This is a genomic window from Nocardia amikacinitolerans (assembly GCF_900215415.1).
Lineage (GTDB): Bacteria > Actinomycetota > Actinomycetes > Mycobacteriales > Mycobacteriaceae > Nocardia > Nocardia amikacinitolerans.
Map to the genome: position 1 here is coordinate 224,328 of NZ_OBEG01000008.1, position 23,030 is coordinate 247,357.

General features: G+C 70.2%; 25 protein-coding genes. 11 read left to right on the plus strand and 14 right to left on the minus strand.

From position 1 onward, the window contains the following. Positions 1-105: 105 nt before the first annotated feature. The 3 genes from glsA (at position 106) to CRP45_RS30345 (ending at position 3,612) form a co-directional block, all read left to right on the plus strand. A complete protein-coding gene (gene glsA / locus CRP45_RS30335; protein WP_097248140.1) occupies positions 106-1,971 on the plus strand; it encodes a glutaminase A in 1,866 nt (621 codons plus the stop codon). Between the two features lie 65 nt (positions 1,972-2,036). Then, positions 2,037-2,720, plus strand: a complete 684-nt coding sequence (locus tag CRP45_RS30340) for an SIMPL domain-containing protein (protein WP_097248067.1) — start codon at positions 2,037-2,039, stop codon at positions 2,718-2,720. Between the two features lie 88 nt (positions 2,721-2,808). Continuing rightward, positions 2,809-3,612, plus strand: coding sequence for an enoyl-CoA hydratase (locus CRP45_RS30345; protein ID WP_097248068.1), 804 nt, complete (start codon positions 2,809-2,811; stop codon positions 3,610-3,612). Positions 3,613-3,664: 52 nt separating this feature from the next. On the opposite strand, the gene CRP45_RS30350 is transcribed toward CRP45_RS30345, so the two are convergent. From CRP45_RS30350 to CRP45_RS30365, 4 genes are all read right to left on the minus strand, one after another. Then, positions 3,665-4,030, minus strand: a complete 366-nt coding sequence (locus CRP45_RS30350; RefSeq protein ID WP_097248069.1) for a VOC family protein — start codon at positions 4,028-4,030, stop codon at positions 3,665-3,667. 66 nt (positions 4,031-4,096) lie between these two features. After that, a complete protein-coding gene (locus CRP45_RS30355; RefSeq protein ID WP_097248070.1) occupies positions 4,097-4,432 on the minus strand; it encodes a DUF1330 domain-containing protein in 336 nt (111 codons plus the stop codon). A 26-nt stretch (positions 4,433-4,458) separates the two neighbouring features. Beyond that, complete coding sequence (locus tag CRP45_RS30360; RefSeq protein ID WP_097248071.1) at positions 4,459-5,853, minus strand: class I SAM-dependent RNA methyltransferase; 1,395 nt, start codon at positions 5,851-5,853, stop codon at positions 4,459-4,461. Beyond that, the gene (locus CRP45_RS30365) at positions 5,850-7,841 is read right to left on the minus strand and encodes an APC family permease (RefSeq protein ID WP_097248072.1); all 1,992 of its coding nucleotides are present in this window, start codon (positions 7,839-7,841) and stop codon (positions 5,850-5,852) included. The genes CRP45_RS30360 and CRP45_RS30365 overlap by 4 nt, the downstream gene beginning before the upstream one ends. 193 nt (positions 7,842-8,034) lie before the next feature. On the opposite strand from CRP45_RS30365, the gene CRP45_RS30370 reads away from it, so the two are divergent. Together CRP45_RS30370 and CRP45_RS30375 are read left to right on the plus strand one after the other, a co-directional pair. Further along, complete coding sequence (locus CRP45_RS30370) at positions 8,035-8,700, plus strand: potassium channel family protein (RefSeq protein ID WP_067779607.1); 666 nt, start codon at positions 8,035-8,037, stop codon at positions 8,698-8,700. 2 nt (positions 8,701-8,702) lie between these two features. Beyond that, on the plus strand, positions 8,703-9,374 hold the full coding sequence (locus tag CRP45_RS30375) for a potassium channel family protein (protein WP_097248073.1): 672 nt from the start codon (positions 8,703-8,705) through the stop codon (positions 9,372-9,374). 33 nt (positions 9,375-9,407) lie between these two features. Here the strand turns inward: CRP45_RS30375 and CRP45_RS30380 are convergent, their stop codons facing one another. The 3 genes from CRP45_RS30380 to CRP45_RS30390 form a co-directional block, all read right to left on the minus strand. Beyond that, positions 9,408-10,040: a sigma-70 family RNA polymerase sigma factor gene (locus tag CRP45_RS30380; RefSeq protein ID WP_097248074.1), complete on the minus strand. Its 633-nt coding sequence runs from the start codon at positions 10,038-10,040 to the stop codon at positions 9,408-9,410. A gap of 139 nt (positions 10,041-10,179) precedes the next feature. Beyond that, positions 10,180-10,920 carry a DUF3159 domain-containing protein gene (locus tag CRP45_RS30385; RefSeq protein WP_097248075.1) on the minus strand — a complete coding sequence of 247 codons (741 nt, stop codon included), beginning with the start codon at positions 10,918-10,920 and terminating at the stop codon, positions 10,180-10,182. A 5-nt stretch (positions 10,921-10,925) separates the two neighbouring features. Further along, positions 10,926-11,303 carry an OB-fold nucleic acid binding domain-containing protein gene (locus CRP45_RS30390; RefSeq protein WP_067779602.1) on the minus strand — a complete coding sequence of 126 codons (378 nt, stop codon included), beginning with the start codon at positions 11,301-11,303 and terminating at the stop codon, positions 10,926-10,928. Positions 11,304-11,429: 126 nt separating this feature from the next. Between CRP45_RS30390 and CRP45_RS30395 the strand changes: the two genes are divergently transcribed. Beyond that, the gene (locus tag CRP45_RS30395; protein ID WP_097248141.1) at positions 11,430-12,149 is read left to right on the plus strand and encodes an alpha/beta fold hydrolase; all 720 of its coding nucleotides are present in this window, start codon (positions 11,430-11,432) and stop codon (positions 12,147-12,149) included. Positions 12,150-12,332: 183 nt separating this feature from the next. Here the strand turns inward: CRP45_RS30395 and CRP45_RS30400 are convergent, their stop codons facing one another. Together CRP45_RS30400 and dut are read right to left on the minus strand one after the other, a co-directional pair. Next, positions 12,333-13,187 (minus strand): DUF3710 domain-containing protein, encoded by an 855-nt coding sequence (locus tag CRP45_RS30400; protein WP_097248076.1) that lies wholly within the window; start codon positions 13,185-13,187, stop codon positions 12,333-12,335. 7 nt (positions 13,188-13,194) lie between these two features. Then, the gene (gene dut, locus CRP45_RS30405; RefSeq protein ID WP_067779593.1) at positions 13,195-13,695 is read right to left on the minus strand and encodes a dUTP diphosphatase; all 501 of its coding nucleotides are present in this window, start codon (positions 13,693-13,695) and stop codon (positions 13,195-13,197) included. Between the two features lie 62 nt (positions 13,696-13,757). Here dut and CRP45_RS30410 point away from each other — a divergent pair, with 62 nt between their 5' ends. Then, the gene (locus CRP45_RS30410; protein WP_245910592.1) at positions 13,758-14,270 is read left to right on the plus strand and encodes a DUF3093 domain-containing protein; all 513 of its coding nucleotides are present in this window, start codon (positions 13,758-13,760) and stop codon (positions 14,268-14,270) included. Positions 14,271-14,324: 54 nt separating this feature from the next. Here the strand turns inward: CRP45_RS30410 and CRP45_RS30415 are convergent, their stop codons facing one another. Beyond that, the gene (locus CRP45_RS30415) at positions 14,325-14,627 is read right to left on the minus strand and encodes a DUF4193 domain-containing protein (RefSeq protein ID WP_067779587.1); all 303 of its coding nucleotides are present in this window, start codon (positions 14,625-14,627) and stop codon (positions 14,325-14,327) included. A gap of 377 nt (positions 14,628-15,004) precedes the next feature. Here CRP45_RS30415 and cei point away from each other — a divergent pair, with 377 nt between their 5' ends. Further along, positions 15,005-15,682 (plus strand): envelope integrity protein Cei, encoded by a 678-nt coding sequence (gene cei, locus CRP45_RS30420; protein WP_067780073.1) that lies wholly within the window; start codon positions 15,005-15,007, stop codon positions 15,680-15,682. A 53-nt stretch (positions 15,683-15,735) separates the two neighbouring features. On the opposite strand, the gene CRP45_RS30425 is transcribed toward cei, so the two are convergent. Next, positions 15,736-16,644, minus strand: coding sequence for an inositol monophosphatase family protein (locus CRP45_RS30425; protein WP_097248078.1), 909 nt, complete (start codon positions 16,642-16,644; stop codon positions 15,736-15,738). Positions 16,645-16,815: 171 nt separating this feature from the next. Here CRP45_RS30425 and ppgK point away from each other — a divergent pair, with 171 nt between their 5' ends. The 3 genes from ppgK (at position 16,816) to CRP45_RS35160 (ending at position 20,533) form a co-directional block, all read left to right on the plus strand. Further along, a complete protein-coding gene (gene ppgK / locus CRP45_RS30430; RefSeq protein ID WP_097248079.1) occupies positions 16,816-17,574 on the plus strand; it encodes a polyphosphate--glucose phosphotransferase in 759 nt (252 codons plus the stop codon). Between the two features lie 234 nt (positions 17,575-17,808). Next, positions 17,809-19,182, plus strand: coding sequence for an RNA polymerase sigma factor (locus CRP45_RS30435; protein WP_097248080.1), 1,374 nt, complete (start codon positions 17,809-17,811; stop codon positions 19,180-19,182). A gap of 244 nt (positions 19,183-19,426) precedes the next feature. Then, on the plus strand, positions 19,427-20,533 hold the full coding sequence (locus tag CRP45_RS35160; protein ID WP_097248081.1) for an MHYT domain-containing protein: 1,107 nt from the start codon (positions 19,427-19,429) through the stop codon (positions 20,531-20,533). A 68-nt stretch (positions 20,534-20,601) separates the two neighbouring features. Here CRP45_RS35160 and CRP45_RS30445 read toward each other — a convergent pair whose 3' ends face one another. From CRP45_RS30445 to CRP45_RS30455, 3 genes are read right to left on the minus strand one after another with little or no spacing between them, the layout of a single operon-like run. Further along, positions 20,602-21,783 carry a cation:proton antiporter gene (locus CRP45_RS30445; RefSeq protein WP_097248082.1) on the minus strand — a complete coding sequence of 394 codons (1,182 nt, stop codon included), beginning with the start codon at positions 21,781-21,783 and terminating at the stop codon, positions 20,602-20,604. Positions 21,784-21,786: 3 nt separating this feature from the next. Further along, entirely contained in the window at positions 21,787-22,269 is a 483-nt protein-coding gene (locus tag CRP45_RS30450) for a cation:proton antiporter regulatory subunit (protein WP_067779578.1), read from the minus strand. A gap of 25 nt (positions 22,270-22,294) precedes the next feature. Continuing rightward, positions 22,295-22,990 carry a GAP family protein gene (locus CRP45_RS30455; RefSeq protein WP_245910593.1) on the minus strand — a complete coding sequence of 232 codons (696 nt, stop codon included), beginning with the start codon at positions 22,988-22,990 and terminating at the stop codon, positions 22,295-22,297. Between the last annotated feature and the right edge of the window lie 40 nt (positions 22,991-23,030).

Below are 23,030 nucleotides of genomic sequence, written 5' to 3' on the forward strand. Positions count from 1 at the left end.
AAACGTCCGGCCGTGGGCTCCACGGTACCCGTCGGCCGCGCGCGGTCCGACGGAGTCCGGCCGAAGTTCGCGCGCGTCGGCGGCGAACGGCCATACAGTGGTCGGGTGGCCGAGCCCGAGCCAGCGGTTCCGCGAACGACCGATTCCGGTGTGGTGGCACGCATCGTCGCCGAGGTGTACGCCGAGTGCCTGGCCGATCGGTCCGGCGAGCCTGCCGATTACATTCCCGAACTCGCCGCGGTGCAACCCGATTCGTTCGGCCTGTGCCTGGCCACCGCCGACGGGCGGGTGTACGGCGCCGGTGACGTGCACGCTCCCTTCACCATCCAGTCGATCTCCAAGCCGTTCACCTACGCGCTGGCGCTGGCCGATCGCGGACCGGCCGCGGTGGCCGAGCGGATCGACGTGGAGCCCTCCGGCGAAGCGTTCAACGAGATCAGCCTGGACCCGGTGACCGCTCGTCCGCGCAACCCGATGATCAACGCGGGCGCCATCACCGCCGCCGCACTGATCGACGGTCGCGACGCCGCCGAGAAGTTCGAGCGGGTTCGCCGCTGCTACTCCCGTTTCGCCGGGCGCGAGCTGCGGGTGAACGAGGCCGTCTACGCCTCCGAGGCGCGCACCGGCTATCGCAACCGCGCCATCGGCTACATGCTGCGCTCGTTCGGCGTCATCGACTCCGATCCGGACGAGGCGGTGGACCGCTACTTCCGGCAGTGCTCGATCGACGTCACCTGCCACGACCTCGCCGTGATGGCCGCGACACTGGCCAACAACGGCGTGAATCCGCTGACCAGGGAGCGGGCCCTGTCGAGCACGCTGGCCGAGCAGGTGCTGAGCGTGATGACGACCTGCGGGATGTACGACGCGGCGGGCGAGTGGGTGAGCACCGTCGGCATGCCCGCCAAGAGCGGTGTCGGCGGCGGCATTCTTGCGGTGCTGCCCGGGCAGATCGGGATCGCCGTCTACTCCCCTCGCCTGGATCGACACGGCAACAGTGTGCGCGGTGTCGCGGCGTGCCGGGCGTTGTCGCGGCGGCTGGAATTGCACTTCCTGCACGTCACCAGGTCGGCGCGCACCGCGATCCGCGCCGACTACACGGTGGTGGAGGTGCCGTCCAGGACGCGGCGCAGCACCGGGGAGATCGCCGTGCTCGACGAGCACGGACACCGGGCCAGGGTCTACGAACTGCACGGGGATCTGCTGTTCGCGGGCGCCGAGGGCGCGGTGCGCGCGATCGAGGCGCGGGCAGGCGGACTGGACGCGCTGGTGATCGACCTGCGCCGGGTGGGTGAGGTCAGCGCGATCGCGGTGACCATGCTCGACGAGCTGCGACGCGAGCTGGCCGCGACCGGGTGCCTTGTCGCGCTGGTGGACCCGGACGCCAAGCTGGGACGCCTGATCTCGAGCGTGGACCCGGCCGACCCGCGCGGCCGCGTCTTCGTCGACCGCGACACCGCCACCGAGTGGTGCGAGGACATCGTGCTCGCCCGCCACCGTCCCGCCGACGAACCGGAGTGCACGTCGATCACGGTCGCGGAGCATCCCGCGCTCGCCGCGCTCACCCCCGAGTCCAGGGCGCGACTGGCGGCGGATTTCGAGGTGCGCACCATCGCCCGTGGCGAGGTCATCGCCCGCCGCGGCAGCGGCCGTTCCGGGCTGTATCTGATCCTGGAGGGCCGGGTCCGGCTCAGCTTCGAAGGCGCCGACGGGCGCACCCACCGGCTGGTCACGCTCTCGGCGGGCATGTCGTTCGGCGAGATCCCGATGCTGGTCGGGACGCCGTTCGTGAACGAGGCGCGAGCCGAGACCGGCGTCCGCGTCGCCGTGCTGAGTCCCGCCCGCTTCGACGTGCTCGCTCAGCGCGCGCCGCAGCTGAAGCTGGCGCTCCTGGAACGGCTCGCGGCGGGCGCGTACGCGCAGATGGACGCCGCCGTGCGGGCGATCGCGGTACGCGGTGGGGACTATTGAGCCGTTTCCACCGTTGAGCCACCGAGCAGGACCGACACCACCGAGCGAGCGAGGAGCGCAGCCACGTGAGCAAGAAGAAGTCCGACACCGGCACGGTCACCACCTTCGGGCAGGGCAGTGTGCGCGCCACCCCGGATCTGATGCGCGTCACCATTTCCATCGAGACGAGGGCGAGCAAGGTCGCGCTGGCCTACGGGCAGGCGGGCGAGCGGGTCGCGGCGGTCACCGCGGCGCTGCGCGGCAACGGCGTCGCCGACGCGGACATCGCCACCGGCGGGCTGTCGGTGCGCACCGAGACGGTGTGGACCGAGGGACAGGGCAACCGCATCGCGGGCTATCTCGCGACCGCCGATCTGACGGTGGCGCTGCGCGACATCGACGCCGAAGCGGGGGCCGACACCGGACCCGCGACGATCATCGCCGACGCGGTGGAGGCGGGCGGCGACGACGTCCGGCTCGGCGGGCTCACCCTCACCTTCGCCGATCAGGCCGGGTTGCTCACGCGGGCCCGCGACGCGGCATGGGACAACGCGCTGGCCAAGGCCGAGCAGTACGCCGCGCGGGCGGGCCGGACGCTGGGCTCGGTGCTGGAGATCACCGAGAACGCCGCGTCCGCACCGCCGTTCGCGCCGCGGATGCGCGCCATGTCCGCGCCGGTGGGCGAGGTCGCGTTCGCCGCCGCGGTGCCGGTCGAGCTCGGCGAATCGGAGGTGTCGGCGAGCGTGCGCGCCACCTGGGAATTGGACTGACGCAGCGACGGATTCGCCGCGATCGGCGCGCGGGCGACCCTATAGTGAAGGCGCGCGGCGGACCCGGCGCCGCGGGTCAGGAGCCGCCATGTCCTTCGTGCTCGTCGACCGGCCGCGGCCGCACGTCGCGCTGGTGACGCTGAACCGGCCGGAGCGGATGAACGCCATGGCCTTCGACGTGATGATCCCGCTGCGCGAGGCGCTCGAGCAGGTGAGCGCCGACAACGAAGTCCGCGTGGTGGTGCTCACCGGTGCGGGGCAAGGCTTCTGCTCGGGCGCCGACCTGCAGGGCGCCGGGCGGGTGCCGAACACCGCGGGGCTCACGTCCACCACCGTCGCGCGCCGCTCGATGGACCTGCTCAACGACGTGATGATCACGCTGCGCCGGATGCACCAGCCGGTGATCGCGGCGGTCAACGGCGCGGCCATCGGCGGCGGGTTCTGCCTGAGCGTCGGCGCCGACATCCGCATAGCGGGCGAGGACGCCTATTTCCGCGCCGCGGGCATCAACAACGGCCTCACCTCGACCGAGCTCGGCATGAGCTTCCTGCTGCCGCGCGCCATCGGCTCCGCGCGCGCCTTCGAGATCATGCTCTCCGGACGCGACGTCGACGCCGCCGAAGCCGAGCGGATCGGTCTGGTCTCCCGCACCGTGCCCACCGCGAAACTCCTCGACACCTGCTACGACCTCGCCGACCGCATCATCGGCTTCAGCAGGGTCGGCACCGAGCTCACCAAACGGATGCTGTGGAGCGGACTGGAAGCGAGCAGCTTCGAGTCGCACATGCAGCAGGAGGGCTTGGCCCAGCTCTACGTCCGCCTCACCACCGACAACTTCGACGAGGCCATCCGCGCCCGCCGCGACCGCCGCCCACCCCACTACGAACACTGACCGGCCCGGGTCCATCCCGTCCGCCGGCGTCCGAGGCGAGCGGCTTCGAAACTCAGTCCGCGAGGAACTCGAGACGATTGCCGACGCCGTCCACGGTGAAGAACCGGCGACGCCCCGGAATCTCCGCTGGATCGGCCCAGTGCACCGGATGCCCTGCGGCCGAGACCGCCCCGGCCGTCGCGTCGACGTCGACGACGAACGCGGGATGCGCCTTGGCGGCGGGGCGGAAGTCGGCCTCCACGCCCACGTGCAGCTCACCGTCCGGCCCCCCGTTGCCTGGCACCCGGAACCAGCAGCCGCCGCGCGCCGCCAGCAGTGGCGGCTTCGGCAACTCGGGCCAGCCGAGCACACCGGTGTAGAACGCGCGCTGTGCGCCCTCGGATCCCGGCGGACAGCTCACCTGCACGTGATGGATCACGACATCCCTCCCTCGGCATCGCCCGGTCATCGTCCAGCGCAAGGACTCTCGGGTACGCCGCCGACTCTACGCGGGCCGCTGTCCCGATCGGGGCGCCTCCGCGTTCGGGCGGTGGTCGAGGCCCTTCACCAGCAGGGTGATCGTGTCGGCGCCCGCCTCGCGGTCCTTCGAGATCTCCCGGTACTCAGGGGATTGCGACCACGCGGTGACCGCGGCCTCGTCGGGGAAGGACATCAGGACGACCTTCTCGCGGTCGGTCGTACCTTCGAGGGTGGTCGGGGTTTCGTCGGCGGCGAGCAGCGTGCCCTGGTACTTGGCGAACACCGGCAGGAAGCGCTTCTGGTAGCGGTCGTAGGCCTCGCGGTCGGTGAACTTCAGCTGGGCGATCACGTACACGGTCATGACCTGGACTCTAAGCGCCCGGTCGGTCAGCGCTCCAGTAGCGCAAGGCATTCCACGTGGTGGGTGGCGGGGAAAGCGTCGAAGGCGCGCAGATCGGTGAGGCGGTAGCCGTGCGACAGATAAAGGCCGAGATCGCGGGCGAATGCGGCCGGGTCGCAACCGACGTGGACGATGCGGGCGGGGCCGGCCGTGGCCACCGCCGCGACGACCTCCTTGCCCGCGCCCGCGCGCGGCGGATCGAGGACTACGGCCCTCGGCGCGGCGCCGCCGGAGTGCTCGGCCACCCAGCGTTCGACCCGTTCGGCCCGCAGATCCACCCAGGGCAGGTCGCGCAGCGCGGCGTGTCCGTCGGCCACGGCCGAACGCGCGGACTCCACCGCGAGCACCGATCCCCGCGAGCCGACGCGATCCGCCAGTCGCGCCGCGAAAACCCCTGCGCCGCTGTAGAGATCCCAGGCGAGGTCGCCACTGTCGAGTCCCGACCAGTCCGCCACCACGTCCGAATAACACTGCGCCGCAAGGCGATGCGCCTGCCAGAAACCGGTCGCCGCGATCTCCCAGCGCCGTCCGGCCACGTACTCCACGGCTCGCCCGGTGCCGTCGACCACCCATTCGTCACGGGCGGCGTGCGACGCGGCCCGCCGCGCCACCGCCTCGCGGCGCACCTCGTCGGGATCCTCGGCCCGTTCCTCCACCCGGCCCGAGGGGCCGACGACACCGCGCGGCCGCTCCGCGCCCTGGTTCCCGCCGTCCCTGCGCCGACCCCGCGGTCCGCCACCGTGCCGCCGCCCACGCCGGGCGGTCACCTGCTCGGCAGGCGGCAGCTCCACCAGATGCCGCACGCCGTCCCCGTCCACCGCGACGACCAGATCCGCGCCCGGCGTCCAGATCCGGTCCGCGATGCCGTCCATCGCACCCGGCACCGGCTGTGGGCAGCGCAGATCCGCGATCACCTCGGTGCTGCGGTAGCGGTGCATGCCTGCCCGCCCCTCGGCGTCGACCGGCAGCCGGATCCTGGTGCGCCAGCCGCCGCTCGCGTCGTCCGGATACCCGGCGATCGGTTCGACGACGATCTCGCGCTCGATCCCGGCGAGCCTGCGCAGCTGCTCGGCGACCACCGCCGCCTTCAGCGCCCGCTGCGCGGCGGGCGTGGCGTGCGAGAAATCGCAGCAGCCCGCGCCCCCCGGCCCGGACACCGGACAGGTCGGCGGCACCCGATCCGGCGAAGACTCCAGAATCCGCACGGCGTCGGCGCGGCAGAACGAACCGCCCCGATCCTCGGTGACCGTGGCGCGGACCAGCTCGCCGGGCAGCCCGTGCCGCACGAACACGACCCGGCCCTCGTGCCTGCCGACACAGAACCCGCCGTGTCCCGGCGGGCCGAGCCGCACGTCGAAGGTCTGGCCGAACCAGTCGGTCATACCCGGTCCTCGTAGCCGCGCCGCACCGCGCCGGGGGCGTTGATCTCGCCCGCCTGCCCGGCCCGCGTCGTCGACGAGCTCAACTGCCACGGCACCGAGGTCACCATCACACCGGGCTCGAAGAGCAGCCTGCCCTTGAGCCGCAGCGCGCTCTGGTTGTGCAGCACCTGCTCCCACCAGTGGCCGACGACGTACTCGGGGATGAACACCGTCACCACGTCGCGGGGTGCGTCGCGGCGCACCCGCTTGACGTAGTCCAGCACCGGCTTGGTGATCTCGCGGTACGGCGATTCGATCACCTTGAGCGGCACGGTGATATCGCTCTTCTCCCATTCCCGCACCAGCGCCCTGGTGTCGGCCTCGTCGACGTTCACCGTGATCGCCTCGAGCGTGTCGGGGCGGGTGGCGCGCGCGTAGGCCAGCGCGCGTCGCGTCGGCAGATGCAGCCGGGAGACCAGCACGATCGAATGCGAACGGCTCGGCAGCACGCCGTCCCACTCGTGCTCGTCGAGCTCCCTGGCGACCGAATCGTAGTGGCGGCGAATGCTCTTCATCACCACGAAGATCGCCACCATGGTCAGGATCGCGATCCAGGCGCCCGCGAAGAACTTCGTGACGAGCACGATGATCAGCACCGCGCCGGTGGCGCTGAGGCCGATCGCGTTGATCACCCGGGAACGCTGCATCCTGGCCCGCTGCGACGGATCGGTCTCGGTGCGCAGCAGCCTCGTCCAGTGCCGCAGCATGCCCGTCTGGCTGAGCACGAACGAGACGAACACGCCGACGATGTAGAGCTGGATGAGCTTGGTGACCTCGGCGCCGAAGACGACGACGAACGCGATCGCCGCGCCGGACAGGAACAGGATGCCGTTGCTGAAGGCCAGCCGGTCGCCGCGGGTGTGCAGCTGGCGCGGCAGGTAACGGTCCTGCGCCAGAATCGAACCGAGCACCGGGAAGCCGTTGAAGGCCGTGTTGGCAGCAAGCACCAGGATCAGCGCGGTGACGATGGTGATGAAGAAGAACCCGATCGGGAAGCCGTGGAACACCGTCGCGGCGATCTGGGCGATCAACGTCTTCTGGTGGTAGTCCGCCGGCGCGCCGACCAAGTGCTCGGTCTCGTGGGCGTACACGATGCCGATCTTCTGCGCCAGGATGATGATGCCCATCAGCAGCACGATCGCGATGCTGCCGAGCAGCAGCAGCGTGGTCGCGGCGTTGCGCGACTTCGGCTTGCGGAACGCGGGCACACCGTTGCTGATCGCCTCGACACCGGTCAGCGCCGCGCAGCCGGAGGAGAACGCGCGCGCGATCAGGAAGGCGAAGGCCAGGCCGTACAGGTGCTCGTCCTCGGCCTCGAGCTGGAACCCGGCCGATTCGGCGCGCAGCTCCTCGCCGAGCACCACGGTGCGGAACAGCCCCCAGGCGAGCATGACGAACATGCCGAAGATGAACGCGTAGGTCGGGATCGCGAACGCCTTGCCCGATTCCCGGACGCCGCGCAGGTTCATCGCGGTCAGCAGCGCGATGGCCACCACGGCGAACAGCACCTTGTGGGTGGCCACGAACGGGATGGCCGAGCCGATGTTGGAGGCGGCCGAGGAAATCGACACCGCGACGGTGAGCACGTAGTCCACCAGCAGCGCGCTGCCGACCGTTAGCCCGGCGGTCGGGCCGAGATTGGTGGTCGCGACCTCGTAATCGCCGCCGCCGGACGGGTAGGCGTGCACGTTCTGGCGGTAGCTGGCCACGACGACGGCCATCACGAACGCGACCGCGAGACCCACCCACGGCGCGTACACGTAGGCCGAGATACCGGCCACCGACAGCACGAGGAAGATCTCCTCCGGCGCGTAGGCGACCGACGACATGGCGTCGGAAGCGAACACCGGAAGCGCGATTCGCTTCGGCAACAGCGTGTGCCCCAGCGAATCGCTACGGAAGGGCCTGCCAAGCAGCATGCGCTTGGCTGCCGTCGTCAACTTGGACACTGGAGCGAGCATAGATCCCCCGGCCATTGATCGCCCGCGGGGTGCCGCTGCGCGTCTGCGCAGGCCCACGGGTCACAAACAGGTTTGCCCGCCCCCCGAAGGGGGAAAGTGGGCCATGGACACATCCGGCGGGTACGGTTCTGCGGACAGGCAAGTAGACCGAAAGCCATTGGTCCAGGAGCGAGGTTGCACGGTGTACGTAGTGATCATGGGATGCGGTCGCGTCGGCTCGTCGCTGGCCCGCGCCCTGGTCCGGGTTGGCCACGAGGTCACCGTGATCGACCGGGATCCGAGCGCGTTCCTTCGGCTGGGTGAGGACTTCCCCGGCGAGCGCCTTGTCGGCGTCGGTTTCGACCGAGATGTGCTGACCCGCGCCGGAATCGAGCGAGCCGAGGCGTTCGCCGCGGTCTCCTCCGGCGACAACTCCAACATCATCTCCGCCAGGGTGGCCCGCGAGACCTTCGGCGTCGAGCGCGTGGTCGCCCGGATCTACGACGCCAAGCGCGCCGCGGTCTACGAACGGCTCGGCATCCCGACCATCGCCACGGTGCCGTGGACCACCGACCGTTTCATGCGCACCCTCGTCGGCGATTCCAGCACGACGACCTGGCGCGATCCCACCGGAACGGTCGCGGTGACGCAGCTGACGCTGCACGAGGACTGGTACGGGCGCACCGTGCGCGATCTGGAGCGCGCGATCTCCGTCCGGGTGGCGTTCATCATCCGGTTCGGCCAGGGCCTGTTGCCCGACAGCAAGACCATCGTCCAGGCCGACGACATCGTCTACGTTGCCGCGAACTCCGGCAACGTCGGCGAGGTCGTCGCACTGGCCGGCAAGCCCCCCGCTAGCGAGGACTGATCATGAAGGTGGCCATCGCCGGGGCAGGCGCCGTCGGCCGATCGATTGCCCGCGAACTACTACGCAGCGGACACACAGTGATGCTGATCGAGCGTCAGCTCGACCATATCGATGCGGAAGCCATTCCGGACGCCGTCTGGGTACACGCCGACGCGTGCGAGCTCGCGCTGCTGGAGGACGCCGGCCTGGAGACCTACGAGGTGGTCATCGCGGCCACCGGCGACGACAAGGCGAACCTGGTGCACAGCCTGCTCGCCAAGACCGAGTTCGGCGTGCGCCGAGTGGTCGCCAGGGTCAACGACCCGCGCAACGAATGGCTCTTCGACGAGTCGTGGGGCGTCGACGTGGCGGTCTCCACGCCGCGCCTGCTCGCCTCGCTGGTCGAGGAGGCGGTCTCGGTGGGTGACCTGGTCCGCCTGATGACGCTGCGTCAAGGGCAGGCGAACCTGGTGGAGATCACCCTGCCCGTCGACACCGCGCTGGCGGGCAAGCCCGTCCGCACCCTGACCCTGCCCCGCGACGCCGCGCTGGTGACGATTCTGCGCGGCGGCCGGGTGATCGTGCCGCAGGCCGACGATCCCTTCGAGGGCGAGGACGAGCTGCTGTTCGTGACCTCGGTGGAAGCCGAGGAAGATCTGCGGGTGGCGCTGGCCCACCACGGCATCAAGCCATAACACCCCGATACGGTTTGCTGCCGCGGTTCGGGGTCAGGACGCCGGCTGCAGCTGCGCCCGCAGCTTGCTGAGGGCGCGGTGCTGCATCACCCGGACCACGCCGGGGCTGGTGCCGATGGCCTCCGCGGTCTGTGCGGCCGACCAGCCGAGCACGATCCGCATCACCAGCACCTCGCGGTGCGCCGGGGCCAAGATCTTCATCAATTCCCTTGTGGCCGTGCGGCGTTCGAGCGCGAGCGCCCATTCCTCCGGGCCCGCGGCCGCCGAAGGGGAGTCGGGGACGTCGGCGACGGGGTAGGTCGGGTGCATCTGTGAGCGCCGGAACGCGTCGGCGATCTTGTTGGCCGCGATGCCGTAGACGAAGGCCAGGAACGACTTGCCCTGATCCTGGTAGCGCGGAATGGCCTTGACGGTGGCCAGCAGGATCTCCTGCACCACGTCGTCAGCGGTGACGTGCAGGTGGGCGGTGTTGCCCAGGCGGGCGCCGGTGTAGCGGCGAATCAGCGGGTGCACCACCCGCACGATCTCCGACACCGCGCGCTTGTCGCCCGCGGCGGCGGGGCCGATCAGCTTGTCCAGTTCGGCCGCCACCCGGCGGCTCTCCGACAGCGCGGGGCTGGTGTGGGCGTGGGTCTTGGTGGTCGAAACCGTGTGCTCGGTAGCCAATGTCCGAGTCCTTCCTCGACGATCGTTGCGTTTCTCGTGTTGCAAACGATCGTCCGATGAACTCGGCTCACCAACCAGGTACCCCAGGGTGGAGAGTGCACCACCTCGGCGGTGGGTCAGGCCCCACCCCTGTTCCGTATCAGGCGGTTTCGGCCTTGGCGCGCGGCAGATGACCCGCCCGGCGCACGGCCCAGATGGTGACGGCGAAGGCGACGGCGGTCAGCGGCCAACCCATCGCGATGCGGGCGACGGCGAGCCAACCGGTCTGGTCGGTGTCGTAGAGCTCGGACTGGACCAGATATCTGGCGGCGAAGACCACCACGAAGGTGGCGGTCGCCAGGTCGTAGAGGCGCACTGCCCTGCGATCGGAGCGCCAGCCGGAGCCGTGGCCGTTGAGCACGCCCCAGATCACGCCGACCAGCGGCCTGCGCACCAGGATCGAGGCCAGGAACACGCCCGCGTAGATCAGGCTGGTGTAGATGCCGAACAGGAAGAAGCCCTTGGCCTCGCCGACCCGGTAGGCGATCAGCGCGCAGACGCCGACGCCGAGGAAGCCGGAGATGGCGGGTTGCAGCGGCTCGCGGCGCACCAGCCGCCACACCAGCACGGCGGCCGCGACGCCGAGCGCCGTCCAGATCGCGGCGGTGAGCCCGGCGAGGGTGTTCACGGGGACGAAGACGAGCACCGGCAACGTCGAGTAGATCAGGCCGCTGAAACCGCCCAGCTGCTCGAGCAGCGTCTGTTCGGCGGCTTCCTCACGCACGGCCTCTTCGGCCGAGGCAGGACGGCCGTCCACTCGCCGGCGAGCCGCGGCGTCGATCGGTCGCTCGATATCGGTCGGCGTGCCTAGATCGGCGCCGTGGTCGTTGCTCGAAGGCATACGTGTCAGCTGTTCCCGCGTAATTCGTAGTAGGGGTTGAAGATCACCTTACGGCCGTCTCGGTCACCGACCCGGCCGCGGACCAGAATGCGCCGCCCCGGTTCGATGCCGGGGATGCGCCGGCGGCCGATCCACACCAGGGTGATGGCATCGGTGCCGTCGAAGAATTCTGCCTGAACGCTGGCGCCCACCGCTTTGGGGCAGGCCTCCACACTTCGTAGACGACCGAGCATCGTCGCTTCGTCACCGCGACGACACTCCGACGCCCGACACGCGCCCGACGCCTCTGCGGTCTCGGCCAGCTCCTCGGCATCGAGTCGGTCGATGTCCTCGGTCAGCCTGCGGCCCAGACGTCGAAAATACCCTGAGGCTGCGGATGGCATTGCACGCTCTCCTGCTGCACAGATGGCGCGGGTCTCACGCCATCGTGGTTGTTCGGTGACGACCGGCTGTTGGCCGTACACCCGCCACTGTAGATGCCCGCGGTCACCCCCGCTACGCTCGACCCGGTGTTCGACTCCACACATGTCACGACGGCGACACGACCTGCGGTTCCGCTCGTCGTCGCGCTGCCTGGCACCGGCTCCGACGCCGATTTCGCCCGGCGCGCCTTCGGTCCGGCGAGCGTCGCCCGCGGGTTCGAATCGATTGCCGTCGAGCCGGATCCGCGCGCGGTCGTGGCGAGCTGCCACGCCGCGCTGGACGCGGCCGCCGCGCGCGGCCCGGTACTGGCCGCCGGCATCTCGCTCGGCGCGGCGATCGCACTGGAGTGGGCGGGCGCGCATCCGGAATCCGTCGTGGGCGTCGTCGCCGCGCTGCCGGCGTGGACGGGCTCGGACACCGCCCGCTGCCCTGCCGCGCTCAGCGCCGCCGTGACCGCCGAGCAGCTGCGCGCCGACGGCTTGGAGACGGTCATCGCCCGGATGCGCGCGAGCAGCCCGCGCTGGCTCGCCGACGCCTTGACCCAGTCCTGGCGCTCCCAGTGGCCGCACCTGCCGCAAGCCCTGGAGGAAGCCGCCGATTACAAGTGGCCGAGCACCGACCGCCTCGCCACGCTGGACGTGCCAGTCGCGGTCGTCACCGCGGTCGACGACCCGGTTCACCCCCTCGCCGTCGCCGAGGAGTGGGCCGATCTGATCCCTGGCGCCCGACTTTTCAGCACCACCCTGGACGAACTGGGCGCCGACCCGGCGATCCTCGGCCGCCTCGGCTTCACCGCCTTCGACTGACGGTCGATCCGGTCGCGGTCCGCGGCCGTGTCGGTCAGCGAGAGCAGCCTCCCGACAGAAGGCGGCCCTGATCCCGTCAGCCGGACCGCATGTCACCTTCGCTCGGGACACGCCCGCGCGCGGGGAATCGGCCGAAGGTGGCCTTCAGTCGTCATGGGCGGCTGAGGGTCACCTTCGGTCGGATCAGTTCAGGCCGAGCTGCTGCATGGCGGAGCCGTCCGCGCCGCGGCGCGGCTGGGGCGGCAGCGTCTGCGGCTGCGCGGGCACCGGGTTCTGGACCGCGGCGGCTTGGGCGGCCATCTGCTGCTGTTGCGCCTCGATCTGCGCCTGGTGCGCGGCGGCCAGCTGTTCGGCGAGCTGCTGCGGCAGGACGACCGGCAGCGGATCACGCACCGGAAGCGGGTCGGTGCCACGCCGGATCACCGTTTCGCTGAGGATCGCGCGGGCTGCGGCCACCAGCGGCGCGCCGTCGTTCGCCGCGCCCGACGGGCCCGCCGCGACCAGGCGCACCATCCAGCGGTAGCCGTCGACGCCGATGAAGCGCAGATCGGCGCCCTCGGTGATGGCGAGGACCTCCCGGCCCCACGGACCGGTTTCCACCGCGACCCGCGCGCCGTCCTTGCGCAGCGAGTCGGCGAGGTCGGCCGCCACCGCACGCCACTGTCCCGGCGATTTGGGCGCGGCATAGGCGGCGACGGTGATGCGGCCGTGCTCGGTGGCCAGGTGCACCGCCTGCGGGGTGCCGTCGGGGGTCATCTCGACCTGTAGCTGGCCGCCCGGCGGCACCGGCAGGATGACCGAACCCAGATCGAGGCGCTGCTCGACGACTCCTTCGAGCAGCTCGGCCACTTCGTCGTAGTCGTAGGGTCCGGTCCGCTCGCCCTCCGGGCGTTCCGCGAAACCGGCGGTGTCCTCGGCGAATTCGTCGTAGGACAGCTCGTCGTACTCGGCGTCGTAATCCACGTCGTCGTACTCGGCGCCGTATTCGTCGTACTGGTCCTCGAACCGGTCCGACCGCTTCTTTCTCTTTCCGAACATCGTCGCCTCACGCCTCCCCGCCGGTCGCCCGGCTCGCCCCGTCGGTCTCCGCGCCCAGACTGGCGTGACCGCCGCTGGACCCGTAGCCGCCCGCACCCCGCGTCGTGTCGTCGAGCTGATCGACCTCGACGAAGTCCACCAGCTCGACCCGCTGCACGAGCAGCTGCGCGATCCGATCGCCCCGGCGCAACTCGATGCGCGTGCGCGGATCGTGATTGATCAGGCACACCTTGATCTCGCCCCGGTAGCCCGCGTCCACGGTCCCCGGCGTGTTCACCACCGACAGCCCGGTCTTGGCGGCAAGCCCGGACCGGGGATGGATCAGCCCGACCGTGCCGACCGGCAGCGCCACGGCGACACCGGTGCCGACGAGCACCCGCTCCCCCGGCTCCAGGATGACGTCCTCGGTGGTGCACAGGTCCACGCCCGCGTCGCCCGCATGGGCGCGCGTCGGCACGGGAATGCCCGGATCCAGCCGCAGCAGGGGTATCGGTGAAAGTGCGCTCACGTTGGTCGAGCCTACGCGTACCTCGGCGTTCGTCTGGCGGGACGGTGGCCTACTGTTGAGTCGTGTCGGACAGGCCCAACCCTTCGGTGACGGACAACGAGAAACAGGCCCGCCAGCCCTACAAGGAGCGGCTCTGGGTGCCGCTGTGGTGGTGGCCGGTCGCGTTCGGCATCGCCGGGCTGCTCGCCGCCGAAATCCACATGGGCGCACCGGGAATCCGGGCCTGGCTGCCCTACGTTCTGCTGTTCCCGATCGCGGCGTGGGTGCTGCTGTGGTTGAGCCGCCACAAGGTGGAAGTGGCCGCCGACGCCTCGGGAACACCGGAACTGCGCGTCGACCGCGCTCACCTGCCGGTGAATTTCGTGTCCCGTGCGGCGATGGTCGCCCCCTCCGCGAAGAGCGCGGCCCTCGGCCGCCAGCTCGATCCCGCCGCGTATGTGCAACACCGTCCCTGGATCGGTCCGATGGTGTTGTTGGTCCTCGACGACCCCGATGATCCGACGCCGTACTGGTTGATCAGTACGCGCCGACCGGAAAAGGTCCTTGCCGCGCTCGGGCTGCCGAGCGCGGACTGACAGTTACCTTCGGCCGAACCCGCGATCCGGCCGGATTTCGCATTCCGCGAAGTATCAGGCTGCGCAATCCATGCAGATCATCTGACCGCCTGCCTCGCTGGCCAGCCTGCTGCGGTGGTGAACAAGGAAGCAGCTGGAACAGGTGAACTCGTCGGCCTGCTTCGGAATCACCCGAACCGAAAGCACTTCCTCGGACAGGTCCGCGCCGGGAAGCTCGAACGACTCCGCGGTATCGGATTCGTCGATATCCACGACGGCGGACTGCGCCTCGTTGCGACGAGCCTTCAGCTCCTCCAGCGAATCTTCCGACACATCGTCGGATTCGGTGCGCCGCGGTGCGTCATAGTCGGTTGCCATGTCGTCTTCCCCTCGTCCTTACTCCGTATATCCCGGACCGGCTGCCGACACACCGATTCCTCGCTGGAATCGAGCGTCCGCACCGCCCCGCCGGTGGTGCACATCACACGTGCACCGGTCACCTATCAGGGGGGATCACTAGGATCCATACCCGGTAGCGCTCGGTAAACGCAGGACATGCCCTACTTGTTCCCGCGACCGACCCACCGTTTTCGCCGCTGGTGATTCGATCTGGGCCGCCAGACAATAGCGGACCGCGCGACAAAAGTCGCAATCAAAACACAGCCGAGTCGAAACTGTCGGGGAATCGACACCAACGCTGGAACTCGCCGAGACCTTCCGCACCCGCCTCACGACATTTTCGTAGAGTGTGGCTCGTGGTTTCACTGATCACCGAAGGCAGCGCGTCGGATTCGCAGGGACGACCCTACGCTCGGCGCCGCCCCCAACCCTGGCTCATCATGCTCGGCGTCATGGCGCTGATCTGCGCGATCGTGTGGATCAAGGCGCTGACGACGCAGGACACCGACACCACCGCGATGGCCTGCAACGCGCCGAGTCCCGCCAGCGATCCGGGCGCGGCCCCCGCGCCCAAGCTCGGTCAGCGGGTCGGCGCGTCGCGGCTGGAGCAGGTGGAACCCGCACCGCTCGCGGCGAGCAAGGTGCGCGTGCTGAACGCGAACAACCAGCGTGGCCAGGCCGCGCACGTCGCGGCGCAGCTCGGTGATCTCGGCTTCGCGAGCGCACCAGGCACGCAGTACGGCAACGATTCCATATACGTCAACGGCGACCTGGAATGCACCGGGCAGATCCGCTTCGGCGTGAACGGCAGGCCCGCCGCGGCGTCGGTGCAATTGGTCGCGCCGTGCGCCGAGCTGATCGAGGATCAGCGCGAGGACGACAGCGTGGACCTGGTGCTCGGCTCGCTGTTCCGTGATCTGCGGCCGAGCAACGACGCCGAGGAGGTGCTGCGTTCGCTGAAGAACCCGGCGCCCGGCGGCAGCACGGCGATAGACTCCGAACTGCTCGACGCCGCGCGCGCCGCGCACTGCTGACGCGTTCCGTAGTCGACGCCGAGCAGCCCCACCCAGACGGAGCCGCTTTCGGATCACCGATCCGGGAGCGGCTCCGTCGCACCGACTTCGGCCAGCAGCTCGCCGAGTTCCCGTGCGATGCCAGGGGCAGCGGCGACGACGAGATCGCCCGCCGCGCCGGACGCGGTCGCGGGCGGAAGGGTCAGGCGCGCGCCCGCTTCCGCGGCGATCAGCGCGCCCGCGCCCCAGTCCCAGGCGTTGAGCCCGTGCTCGTAGTACGCGTCCACCCGCCCGGCGGCGACATGGCACAGGTCGAGCGCGGCCGCGCCGAAGCGGCGGATGTCGCGGATCCGGGGCAGCACCCGCGCGAGGAGTTCGGCCTGCCGTGCGCGCCGGTGCGTGCCGTAGGCGAATCCGGTGGCCACCAACGACATCGAGAGGTCCTCGACCGGATTGCACCGCAACTGTTCGACCGTGCCGTCGGCGGCCGTCGCGGTGGCGCCCGCGCCGAGCCCGGCGCTGTAGGTCACCGCACGCGCGACGTCGACCACCGCACCCGCCACGGAGCGTCCGTGGCGCATCGCCGCCACCGAGACCGCGTAGCCGGGGACGCCGTAGAGGAAGTTGACGGTCCCGTCGATCGGGTCGACGACCCAGTGCACCGCGTCGCCATCGGCGATCATGCTGCCGCCGCCTTCCTCGCCGACGATCGGGTCGCCCGGCCGTCGCTCGGCGAGCAGCGCGCGGATCAATTCCTCGCTCTCGGTGTCCACCACGGTCACCGGATCGGTCGCGTGGCCTTTGCTACGCACGGCGCCGTCGATCGCGACCGCGCCGAACACCTCGGGGCGGCGGGCGCGGACGTGGGCCGCGGCTCGTTCGGCGAGCTCGACCGCCAAGCGGCGGAGTTCGGACACGGTCTCTGCGGTCTCGGCGGCGGACTCTTCGGCTACTGGGGTACTGGATTCCGGCACGCCATCCATCGCATCACAGATGCTTCCACGTGCGCAGCCTCGATCGCGCATTACTCTTGTCGTGCACGACACAGCGCCGTCGTCGGGCACCCCAGCGCACCCGCCCTCGGGCGGCCGCGTGGGCCCGGTGCGGCGGGCGCTGTCATCACAACCGCCAGCTAAGGGAACGAGGGGTTAGCCATGTCCGCTCGGGGGCACGCATTCGGTATCGATATCGGCGGCAGCGGCGTCAAGGGCGCCGCGGTCGATCTGGCCACCGGCGAGCTGTTGCACGAGCGGATCAAGATCGCGACCCCGCACCCGTCGACACCGCACGCCGTCGCCGACGCGGTGTCCAAGCTGGTCGCCGAGGCCGACTGGTCCGGCCCGGTGGGCATCACGCTGCCCTCCGTGGTCCTCGAAGGCGTCGCCCGCACCGCCGCCAACATCGACAAGACCTGGATCGGCACCGACACGCGCACCCTGTTCTCGGCGGCCCTCGGCGGCCGGTCGGTCACGGTGCTCAACGACGCGGACGCGGCCGGGCTCGCCGAGGACCGCTACGGCGCGGCAAGGGATTTCGACGGGCTGGTGCTGCTGCTGACCTTCGGCACCGGCATCGGCTCCGCGCTGCTCTACAACGGCACCCTGGTGCCCAACACCGAACTCGGCCACCTCGAGATCGGCGGCATGGAGACCGAGCACCGCGCCGCGGCCTCCATCAAGGATCGCAACGGCCTCAGCTACGAGCAGTGGGCCGCGGAGGTCAGCACCGTACTGATCGGCCTGGAGAACCTCTTCTGGCCGAAGGTGATCGTCGCGGGCGGTGGCATCAGCCGCGACTCCGACCAGTGGATTCCCTTGCTGACCAATCGGACTCCGGTGGTCCCCGCCCGGCTGCGCAACACCGCGGGCATCGTCGGCGCCGCCATGGCGATCGCCTCGGGCGTCGTCCCGTGACCTGCACGGCGGCGCGCGAGCGGCGGGTCGGCGACGACGCGGAACACGCGCGAGGCGGGCGTGCGACAACTGGCATCGTGCCGTGAGTACCCTGGTTGGATCGTTACAATGGAACATGCCCGGCGGTGAGCCGGAGAAACCCGACCGGCCCTCCGCCGGTGAAACCCGACAGACCGCTCCGCCGGAACACCACTCTGGCGTGACGCCGCACGAGACCGTCACGAAAGGGCGTACGTGGTAGCCACGACCCGTCAGACCGCCGAATCGGCCGACGCCGACTCCACAGATGTAACCGCAGCACGGCCGGTCCGCAAGGCTGCCGCCAAGAAGGCACCGGCCAAGAAGGCCGCGGCCAAGAAGGCGCCCGCGAAGAAGGCCGCGGCCAAGAAGGCGCCCGCGAAGAAGGCCGCCACCAAGAAGGCGGGCCCCGACGGCGAGCCCGGCGCCGAGGAGGCGTTGGAGGACGAGGCTCTCGATCTCGAGGATCTGGACGATCTGGAGGTCGACGAAGGCGAGCTCGCCGACGACGCGGACTTGGCGGACGACACGGCCGAGGACGTCGCCGAGGACGAGGAAGCCGAGGGCGCCGAGGAGCCGTCGGAGAAGGACAAGGCCTCCGGCGATTTCGTCTGGGACGAGGAGGAGTCCGAGGCGCTGCGGCAGGCCCGCAAGGACGCCGAGCTCACCGCCTCCGCCGACTCGGTGCGCGCCTACCTCAAGCAGATCGGCAAGGTCGCGCTGCTCAACGCCGAGGAGGAGGTCGAGCTCGCCAAGCGGATCGAGGCAGGCCTCTACGCGGCGGAGAAGGTGCGCGAGTTCGCCGAGGCGGGCGAGAAGCTGCCGGTCGCGATGCGCCGCGATTACAACTGGATCGTGCGCGACGGCAACCGGGCCAAGAACCATCTGCTCGAGGCCAACCTGCGACTGGTCGTCTCGCTGGCCAAGCGCTACACCGGCCGCGGCATGGCGTTCCTGGACCTGATCCAGGAGGGCAACCTCGGTCTGATCCGCGCGGTGGAGAAGTTCGACTACACCAAGGGCTACAAGTTCTCCACGTACGCCACCTGGTGGATCCGGCAGGCCATCACCCGCGCCATGGCCGACCAGGCCCGCACCATCCGCATCCCGGTGCACATGGTGGAGGTCATCAACAAGCTCGGCCGCATCCAGCGCGAGCTGCTCCAGGACCTGGGCCGCGAGCCCACCCCGGAGGAGCTGGCCAAGGAAATGGACATCACGCCGGAGAAGGTCCTCGAGATCCAGCAGTACGCGCGTGAGCCGATCTCGCTGGACCAGACCATCGGCGACGAGGGCGACAGCCAGCTCGGCGACTTCATCGAGGACTCCGAGGCCGTGGTCGCGGTCGACGCGGTGAGCTTCACCCTGCTGCAGGATCAGCTGCAGTCGGTGCTGGAGACGCTGTCCGAGCGCGAGGCGGGCGTTGTCCGGCTGCGCTTCGGCCTCACCGACGGCCAGCCGCGCACCCTCGACGAGATCGGCCAGGTGTACGGCGTCACGCGTGAGCGCATCCGCCAGATCGAGTCCAAGACCATGAGCAAGCTGCGCCACCCCAGCCGCTCCCAGGTGCTGCGCGACTACCTGGACTGATACGCACGGACCCACGGGCCCGCATTCCTTGTGCCACTTGCCATTTCGGCGGCACGACCGGAATGCGGGCCCGTTGTCGTTCGCGGCGGTAGGGGCACGAGCCAATACCACTTTCCAGATGGAACAAAACCGGAAAGTGATCCAAAACACTTCGGGGAACGCGGTTTTGCGCCGCGCGCTGCCGTACTGTCTGACGCACAAGTTTTCGATCGCCGGGCGGTCTCGGCCCGGCCATGGGGTTCACGTGCTCGACATTCACCACTTCACGTACGGGTGGTTGACACCACTGCTGGCCTACATCATGTCCTTCACCGGATCGCTGCTCGGATTGCAGTGCGCCGCGCGGGCCAGGGCGGGGCAAGGTAGGGCCGGATGGCTGGTGCTCGCCGCGTTCGCGATCGGCGGCACCGGCATCTGGGTCATGCATTTCATTGCGATGCTCGGTTTTTCGATCACCGGAGCGGAGATCCGCTACGACGTCCCGCTCACCTTGCTCAGCGCGGCGACCGCGATCGTGGTGGTCGGCATCGGGCTGTTCGTGGTGGTCACGCCGCAGCCGACGCTGGTCGCCCTGCTCGCGGGCGGCGCCGTCACGGGTCTCGGCGTGGCGGCCATGCACTACGTCGGCATGTTCGCGATGAAGTCCAACGCGACCATCGGCTACGAGCTGCCGATGGTGGCGCTCTCGGTGCTCATCGCGGTGGTCGCGGCGACGGTGGCGCTGTGGTTCACGTTGCGGGTCAACGGTTTTCTCGCCACCACCGGCGCGGCGGGGATCATGGGCCTCGCCGTGTGCGGCATGCACTACACGGGCATGGCGTCGATGCACGCGCACGGCGCGAGCCACGGTGCGCCGGTCGACGGGACGGGAGCGATGCAGTTGCTCGCGCCGCTGATCGTCGGCATCAGCATCGTGACCATGCTGCTGCTGATCGCCGTGAGCCTCACCGCGATCGAGCGCGATGTCGAGCTGCCGCCGCTGCGCGCGGCCGTCGTCCGTCCCGCCGCCGAGGACCTCGCCCCGCTGCCCAAACCCCACGTGGCCCCCGCGCGCTCGGCGGCCGACGATCTCGCACCGCCACCACCGCGCCCCGCCGCGGTGCACGTCACCCCGGAGCATCTCGCGTCGCTGTCTCCGTCCACGGTGCGACCGACCGCCGAGGATCTCGTGCCCTCGCTCCCGCCCCACGCGGCTCCCGTCCCCTCGCTGCCGCCGCACGCGGCTCCCCTGCATTTGGCCGCCGAGGAACCCGCGCCCGCACCCCGTCCGCAGTCGACCGCGATCTCCGCAGCGCCTACGACGGGGACACCGTATTGGCCGACGACGCACGACGTTCCGCGCCGGAGGTAGGCGCCTCGCTTCGGAGTCGTCCGCCGACGCGCGTCGCGCCCCGGCCGACCGGCGCAAGGCGTTCCCGATCAGGGGGTGACCGCGGGACCCGGCTCGTGCTTCACCAAGGCCACCAGCGGCTCGACCACCCGCGCCGCGATCGGGCCGAGCACCGCCATCAGGAGCACGTAGGCCGAGACGAGCGCGGCCAGTTCACCGACGACCGCGCCGACGCTCACCGCCAAACCCGCGATGACGATCGAGAACTCGCCGTGTGCCACCAGCGCCGCCCCCGCCCTTGCCCGGCCCATCCGCCGGATGCCCTGCCTGCGCGCGGCCCACCAGCCGGTCGCGACCTTGGTCACCGTCGTCACCACGGCGAGCAGCACCGCCCAGCCGAAGACCGGCGGGATCGCGCGCGGGTCGGTACTCAGCCCGAAGGCGACGAAGAAGATGGCCGCGAACAGATCCCGCAGCGGCTCCAGCAGTTTCGCGGCTTGGTGCGCGGTCGATCCGGAGATCGCGATGCCGAGCAGGAACGCCCCGACCACCGCCGAGATGTTCAGCGCCGAGGCCGCGCCTGCCACCAGCAGCGCCGCTCCGAGCAATTTGAGCAAGAACACCTCGTTGTCCGAGCTGTCCACGATGGCCGAGACGTAGCGGCCGTAGCGCAGCGCCACCACCAGCACGATCGTGATCGTCACCAGGGCGATGCCGAGCGCCCGCAGTCCGCTGATGAAGCTCAGGCCCGCCAGCAGGGTGGTGAGGATCGGCAGATAGATCGCCATGGCCAGGTCCTCGAACACCAGAATCGAGAGTACGACCGGGGTTTCGCGGTTACCGAGCCGGCCGAGATCGTTGAGCACCTTGGCGACGATGCCCGAGGACGAGATGTAGGTGACCCCACCCATGGTGAGCGCGCCCAGCAGGCCCCAGCCGAGCAGCAGCGCCACCACCACGCCCGGGATCGAGTTGACGACGATGTCGACCACGCCCGCGGGCCACGACCGTCGCAGTCCGGTGACCAGCTCGGCGGCGGTGTATTCCAGTCCGAGCAGCAGAAGCAGCAGCACCACGCCGATCTCGCCCGCGACGTGGCCGAACTCGTTGGCCTCGGCGAGTTCGATGAACCCGCCCGATCCGAACGCCAGTCCGCCGAGCAGATACAGCGGTATCGGCGACATGCCGATCCGTCCCGCCACTCGCCCCAGCATGCCGAGAGCGAAAAACACCGCTCCGAGCTCGAGCAGGGCGAGCGCGGTCGTGTTCACGGGTCAACCGTGCGAGAGGATCTTCGCGGCGGCGTCCAGGCCGTCGGGAGTTCCGACGACCACGAGCAGATCGTCTGCGGCGAAGGTGAAATCGGGTCCTGGCGAGGGGTGCAGCTGACCGGCGCGCATCACCGCGACGATCGAGACCTTGGTGCGGGTACGCATCGCCGTCTCGCCGAGGGCGCGGCCCTCGTACGGCGAATCCTCGGCGATCGGCAGCTGCCGGGTCGTGATGCCGGGCAGGTCGCGATGATCCTCGCGGAGTTTGGCCACCAGCTGCGGTGCGCCGAGCAGATTGGCGAGCACGGCCGCCTCGTCGCTCGTCAACGGCACCTGCGCGGCGCAGGCGTCGGGGTCGTCGAGCTTGGAGACGATCAGATCGATGCTTCCGTCCCGGTGGTCGACCACGCCGATCCGGCGGCCCGACCGGGCCTCGAAGTCCTTGCGTACCCCGATGCCGGGTAGTGCGGTGACGTCGACGTTCACTTGTTCAGCGTAACCCTCTCGGGGATCAGCCAGCGGCAAGGCCGCCGATGGCGCCGCGGACCAAGACGATGCCCGCGATGGCCAGCGCCCACCCGGTCGCGCTGTCGGCGTGGCAGGACAGGAAGGCGTCCAGCCGAGCAAGCAACGGTTCGATCCTGGTGTGCAGCAGCGACCTCCCGCCGGTGAGCGCCAGCGCCGGAACCACCATCACGACGCAGTACCCGGCCAGCAGCGCCACCGAACCTCCGATCGGCACGTCACCGGCGACGAGCAACCCGATGGCGGCCAGATACGGCACCATCGAGAACGCTTCGAGCGCACCGGCGCTCACCGCGAGTACCGCGAGACCCGCGCCGGAGGTCTGGCTGCGCAGCGCCCTGGTGCGCCACGCCGCTGTCCGGTCCGGTTCGCCCCTGGCCCGGCGCTTCTTCGAGTCGAAGCGCCACGAGACGGCGAACAGCGCGACCCCGAGCGCCAGCTGCGGCACCAGCACGACCGGGCTGCGCGCCAGCTCACCGAACCGCTCGAGCCCGGCGCCGACCACGGTCAGCAACGCGACGCCAAGCGCGAAGTAGAAGCAAGCGATGGCGGCGAGGTAGATCAGCAGTCGCCGGGCGGGCGGTCGATCGGGGGCGAGCAGCAGCCAGACGGGGACGATCAGGGTGCCGATGCTGGTGCTGTCCACCAGCGCGAGCCCGATCAGGGCGAGCAACAGTGTCACGCACCGAGCCTCGCGCCCCACCGGGGTGCGCCGCGTCGGC

Coding starts and splice junctions, on each gene's coding strand:
- CRP45_RS30345 (WP_097248068.1), top strand. CDS start 2,809: ATGTCCTTCGTGCTCGTCGACCGGCCGCGGCCGCACGTCGCGCTGGTG.
- CRP45_RS30355 (WP_097248070.1), bottom strand. CDS start 4,432: ATGACCGTGTACGTGATCGCCCAGCTGAAGTTCACCGACCGCGAGGCC.
- CRP45_RS30360 (WP_097248071.1), bottom strand. CDS start 5,853: ATGACCGACTGGTTCGGCCAGACCTTCGACGTGCGGCTCGGCCCGCCG.
- CRP45_RS30375 (WP_097248073.1), top strand. CDS start 8,703: ATGAAGGTGGCCATCGCCGGGGCAGGCGCCGTCGGCCGATCGATTGCC.
- CRP45_RS30385 (WP_097248075.1), bottom strand. CDS start 10,920: ATGCCTTCGAGCAACGACCACGGCGCCGATCTAGGCACGCCGACCGAT.
- CRP45_RS30390 (WP_067779602.1), bottom strand. CDS start 11,303: ATGCCATCCGCAGCCTCAGGGTATTTTCGACGTCTGGGCCGCAGGCTG.
- CRP45_RS30400 (WP_097248076.1), bottom strand. CDS start 13,187: ATGTTCGGAAAGAGAAAGAAGCGGTCGGACCGGTTCGAGGACCAGTAC.
- CRP45_RS30415 (WP_067779587.1), bottom strand. CDS start 14,627: ATGGCAACCGACTATGACGCACCGCGGCGCACCGAATCCGACGATGTG.
- CRP45_RS30425 (WP_097248078.1), bottom strand. CDS start 16,644: ATGGATGGCGTGCCGGAATCCAGTACCCCAGTAGCCGAAGAGTCCGCC.
- ppgK (WP_097248079.1), top strand. CDS start 16,816: ATGTCCGCTCGGGGGCACGCATTCGGTATCGATATCGGCGGCAGCGGC.